The organism is Methylocaldum sp., from assembly GCF_039794385.1.
Taxonomy (GTDB): domain Bacteria; phylum Pseudomonadota; class Gammaproteobacteria; order Methylococcales; family Methylococcaceae; genus Methylocaldum.
Genome location: NZ_JBDIVO010000335.1, coordinates 1 through 4,903, shown reverse-complemented (window position 1 = coordinate 4,903; position 4,903 = coordinate 1). Strand labels below are relative to the sequence as shown.

General features: G+C 59.3%; 5 protein-coding genes. All 5 read left to right on the top strand.

Annotation, left to right across the window (positions count from 1 at the left end):
• Window positions 1-469 precede the first annotated feature (469 nt).
• Entirely contained in the window at window positions 470-1,240 is a 771-nt protein-coding gene (gene rfbF / locus ABJK70_RS20135; protein WP_347258891.1) for a glucose-1-phosphate cytidylyltransferase, read from the top strand.
• Window positions 1,240-2,319 (top strand): CDP-glucose 4,6-dehydratase, encoded by a 1,080-nt coding sequence (gene rfbG, locus ABJK70_RS20130; protein ID WP_347258890.1) that lies wholly within the window; start codon window positions 1,240-1,242, stop codon window positions 2,317-2,319. Before rfbF ends, rfbG begins: the two co-directional genes overlap by 1 nt.
• On the top strand, window positions 2,309-3,544 hold the full coding sequence (locus ABJK70_RS20125) for a class I SAM-dependent methyltransferase (RefSeq protein ID WP_347258889.1): 1,236 nt from the start codon (window positions 2,309-2,311) through the stop codon (window positions 3,542-3,544). Before rfbG ends, ABJK70_RS20125 begins: the two co-directional genes overlap by 11 nt.
• Window positions 3,541-4,068, top strand: a complete 528-nt coding sequence (rfbC, locus tag ABJK70_RS20120; protein WP_347258888.1) for a dTDP-4-dehydrorhamnose 3,5-epimerase — start codon at window positions 3,541-3,543, stop codon at window positions 4,066-4,068. The genes ABJK70_RS20125 and rfbC overlap by 4 nt, the downstream gene beginning before the upstream one ends.
• On the top strand, window positions 4,065-4,903 hold an 839-nt coding region (rfbD, locus tag ABJK70_RS20115), incomplete at its 3' end, for a dTDP-4-dehydrorhamnose reductase (protein ID WP_347258887.1). The genes rfbC and rfbD, both read left to right, overlap by 4 nt.

Below are 4,903 nucleotides of genomic sequence, written 5' to 3'. Positions count from 1 at the left end.
ACCGAGTCAATGGCGTCCCGAAGCAGGGCAAGGCGATTATGGGTGGGAATTACAATAGAGAACATAAGAGTGTCCGGGTAGGCAGAATGCTTTGGAACGGAAAGCGCAGAGCGCCAGAGAAGGCGAATCGGAGGATGCTAAAACTCTAACACGTTAACTGTCTGTTTCCAATATACTAAACATAGAAAAACCGGAAGTTTGCAAATCCAATGGGAATCACGCAGCGTTCTGAAGAGCGCGACCCAGGGGCAGGAGCAGTGACGTCATTGGGATGCTGAATAGCGTCATCGTAACTGCCAACGGAATCTTGATCAGGCTGTGGGCCGAAGTCGTGCTGTCTTCCCCTTCAAATGGGGCAAAGGCGACCCGCTGCGTGACCCCGGCGGCCATTTCCGACATAATCTCGCCCTTTTATTTTCGGAACAGGTTGTGGCCACCTGCGCGTAACCTGAATTAAGTGCTCAATCCAATGAAAGTTGTCATTCTTGCTGGTGGATTAGGAACTCGAATTAGCGAAGAGTCGCACCTCAAGCCGAAGCCTATGATCGAGATCGGCGGCAAACCGATCCTTTGGCACATCATGAAGATGTACTCCGCGCATGGAATCCATGATTTCGTCGTTTGTTGCGGCTATAAGGGATACGTGATCAAGGAATACTTCGCTAATTACTTCTTGCACATGTCGGACGTCACTTTCGATATGACCAAAAATAGGATGGACGTCCATCAGAACAACGTCGAGCCATGGCGCGTAACGTTGGTCGACACGGGCGAGGAAACCATGACCGGCGGACGTTTGGGACGCGTGCGAGAGTATTTGTCAAAGGATGAGCCGTTCTGCTTTACGTACGGCGACGGAGTAAGCGACGTCGACATTACTGCCGTCATTCGCCATCACCTTAACCAAGGAGCGCTCGCGACCTTGACAGCGGTTCAACCACCGGGCCGGTTCGGTGCGCTGCATCTGGAGAACGAGCGGGTCAGCAGCTTCCGTGAAAAGCCCGAAGGGGACGGCGGCTGGATCAATGGCGGATTCTTTGTTCTATCCCCAAAGGTCATCGAACTGATCGACGGTGACGACACGGTGTGGGAACGGGAACCGATGGAGCAACTTGCGAAGGACGGCCAGCTCACCGCCTATCTCCATCGTGGGTTCTGGCAACCAATGGACACCCTGCGCGATAAGAATCACCTTGAGGAGCTCTGGTCGTCCGGTAAGGCTCCCTGGAAAGTTTGGTAATGCCCGCCGCGTTCTGGCGAGACCGGCAAGTCTTCGTCACGGGCCATACCGGATTCAAGGGCGGCTGGCTCTCGCTTTGGCTTGAAGCCCTTGGTGCCCGCGTAACTGGCTATTCCCTCGATCCGCCGACAAACCCGAGCCTCTTCGAGTTGGCTCAGGTCGGGTCTGGAATCCGCTCAATCATTGCCGACATTCGCGACTCGGCCCGGCTAGTCAGCGCAATAGCTGATGCCGATCCGGAAGTGATCTTTCACCTGGCTGCGCAGCCGCTGGTACGCGCCTCCTACGACAGCCCGGTCGAGACATTCATGACTAACGTCCTTGGCACGGTCCACCTGCTCGAGGCAGCGCGCGCCTGCCGGTCGGTGAAGTCCATCGTAGTGGTCACCAGCGACAAGTGCTACGAGAACCGCGAGTGGGTGTGGCCGTACCGTGAGAACGAGGCGATGGGCGGCTACGACCCCTATTCGGCCAGCAAGGGATGCGCGGAGCTCGCTACGACGGCGTACCGGCGGTCGTTCTTTCTTGGCCAGGACGGCGGTGAGCGTGTCGGGATCGGGTCGGCCCGCGCGGGAAACGTGATCGGCGGCGGGGACTGGGCCGTGGACCGCCTGGTCCCGGACATCGTCCGCTCGGCTGCCCAACGCAAGCCCGTTCGTATCCGAAACCCAAGGGCAGTTCGTCCTTGGCAGCATGTGCTCGAGCCGCTTTGGGGTTACCTGATCCTTGCTGAGAAGCTGGCCGTCGATCCGCGGAGCGCGTCGGGAGGCTGGAACTTCGGTCCCTGGGACAGCGACACCCAGCCGGTCGAGTGGGTTACGCGCACGATCGTGGATCTCTGGGGGGATGGGGCAAGCTGGGAACTCGACGAGGGTCACCAGGTACACGAGGCCCACTTGCTGAAGTTGGATTCCTCAAAGGCAAGAGCGGGTCTCGGATGGCAGCCCCGCCTGAACCTTGCCGAAGCCCTTGCCTGGACCGTCAACTGGTACAAGGCGCACGCGGCAGCGCGCAACATGCGGGCAGAAACTCTCAAGCAGATTCGCCAATACGAAGACCTGACTCACAATGACCAATAGCGCTTGCCGATCCTGCGGAGACAAGTTGACCGAGTCGTTCTGCGACCTCGGCATGTCACCGCCGTCGAACGCCTACCTCACAGCGGATCGCCTGGACAAGGCTGAGGCGTTCTTTCCGTTGCACGCTTACGTCTGCAAAAAGTGTCTGCTGGTGCAGCTGGAGCAGTTTCAGGCGCCGGAGGAGATTTTCAGCGACTATGCGTACTTCTCCTCTTACTCCGAAAGCTGGCTGGCGCATTGCAAGGCCTATACCGAACTCATGCGAGCGCGGTTCGGATTGAACTCCAGAAGCCAGGTCATCGAGATCGCCAGCAATGATGGTTACCTCTTGCAGTACTTCAAGGCGGCGGGCATCCCCGTCCTCGGCATCGAGCCGGCTGCGAACGTCGCCAATGTCGCCGAGGAAAAGGGCATCCCCACGCTGGTTAGGTTTTTCGGCAGGGCAACCGCCGCGGCCCTCGTGGAAAAGAGCGTCAAGGCTGACCTGCTACTGGGCAACAACGTTCTTGCGCACGTCCCCGCCCTCAACGACTTCGTCGCCGGCATGAAACTGCTGCTGAAGCCCGCCGGCGTCATCACGATGGAGTTTCCCCATCTGCTCAGCCTGATGGCCGAGAACCAGTTCGACACCATTTACCACGAACACTTTTCGTACTTTTCCTACATTAGCGTCAATGCGGTTTTCGAGCGCCATGGTCTGATTCTGTTCGACGTCGACGAGATCCCGACCCATGGGGGATCGCTGCGCATCTACGCCAAGCACGCTGACGACAGCTCGAAGCCTGTTTCCAGCCGGATCTCGACGCTGCTGGATGCCGAAAAGAGGGCGGGACTGGACCGGCTCGACGCCTATCGGTCGTTTGCAGAGCAGGTTAAGGAAACGAAGCGGGCGCTCCTGGAGTTTTTGATTCGAGTGAAGCGGGAAGGAAAGTCCGTCGTCGGATACGGCGCTGCGGCGAAAGGCAACACACTGCTCAACTACTGCGGCATTCGGAGCGACTTCCTCGATTACGTCGTTGATCGCAACCCCCATAAGCAAGGCCGGTTTCTGCCAGGCTCGCACATTCCGATCGTCGCCCCGGAGCGTATCGGCGAAACACGGCCGGACTATGTGCTGATTCTCCCCTGGAATATTCGCAAGGAGATCGTCGAGCAGATGGCTTCCATACGGGAATGGGGCGGGCGGTTCGTGGTACCCGTTCCCCGAGTCGAAGTGCTCGAATGAAGTTTGCCTCAATCCCGCTCCGCGGGGCGTTCGTGGTGGAAATGGAACCGATCGAGGACGAGCGGGGGTTCTTCGCCCGCTCGTTCTGTGAACGGGAGTTCGCTCAGCACGGCCTAGCGCCCCGCGTTGTCCAATGCAACGTTTCCTACAATCGCCGCAAGGGCACGTTGCGCGGTATGCACTATTCGGTAGAACCCCACGCCGAAGCCAAGCTAGTGCGTTGCACCTTTGGCGCAATCTTCGACGTCGTCGTCGATCTGCGTCAGGACTCTTCCACCCTCAATCAATGGTTCGGTGTCGAGCTTTCCGCAGCGAATCGACGGATGCTTTTCATCCCCCCGGGACTCGCCCACGGCTTTCAGACGCTGACAAACGACACGGAAGTCTTCTACCAAATGTCTGAGTTCTACTATCCTGAGTGCGCGCGCGGCGTACGCTGGGATGACCCGCGCTTCGGAATTTCCTGGCCGCTTCCTGATCCCATCGTCTCGGACAAGGACCGCTCCTACCCGCTGCTCCCATGAAGATTCTGCTCGTCGGCGCAACCGGGCAACTGGGAGCCGATCTGATACGTAACAATCCGGGACACGACATCGTCGCTCCCGATCGGCGCGAGCTGGATCTTGCGAACCCCGATCAGATAAGGTCGGTCATCCGCGTCCAGCGTCCGAACATCGTCATCAACTGTGCCGCCTTTCACAACGTGCCACTGTGCGAGGACGAGCCGGAGCAAGCGCTTCGAATCAACTGCGTGGCGGTTCGGGAGCTGGCGAGCTGCAGCCGCGAGGTCGACGCGAGACTGGTCACCTTCAGCACCGATTACGTGTTCGACGGGCGCCGCCGCGAGCCCTACCGGGAGACCGATTGTCCGGCGCCGATCCAGATGTACGGCATCAGTCGGCTGGCGGGTGAGCTCGCGGCAATGGCGACGGCACCCGAGCGCTGCCTGATTGTCAGGACCTGCGGCCTTTACGGCCGCTCCGGCGCTGCCCAGAAGGGCGGGAACTTCGTCGACAAACGCATGGATGACGCCCGGCGGACCCCTACCCTGGAGATGGGTAGTGACCAAACGGTCTCGCCGACGTCCACCGAGGATCTGAGCCGGGCCGTTTACTCTCTGCTAGAAATTCCGGGTGCTGGACAGGGAATTTACCACCTTGTAAACGAGGGCGAGTGTACCTGGTACGAGTTTACGCGCGCGATCTACGAGATCAGCGGCGCGAGCACCGAGGTCATCCCGGTGGACAGAAAAGGTTTGACGGGATCCATGCGGCGCCCTTTGTATTCCGTACTCGCCAACACCCGCGCGGCAGCTCTGGGAATCCGGCTTCCGCATTGGCGCGAAGCGCTGGAGTGTTA

Bases quoted from the DNA above. Each gene is read 5' to 3' on its own strand.
- ABJK70_RS20125 (WP_347258889.1), top strand. From the start codon at position 2,309: ATGACCAATAGCGCTTGCCGATCCTGCGGAGACAAGTTGACCGAGTCG.
- rfbF (WP_347258891.1), top strand. From the start codon at position 470: ATGAAAGTTGTCATTCTTGCTGGTGGATTAGGAACTCGAATTAGCGAA.
- rfbC (WP_347258888.1), top strand. From the start codon at position 3,541: ATGAAGTTTGCCTCAATCCCGCTCCGCGGGGCGTTCGTGGTGGAAATG.
- rfbG (WP_347258890.1), top strand. From the start codon at position 1,240: ATGCCCGCCGCGTTCTGGCGAGACCGGCAAGTCTTCGTCACGGGCCAT.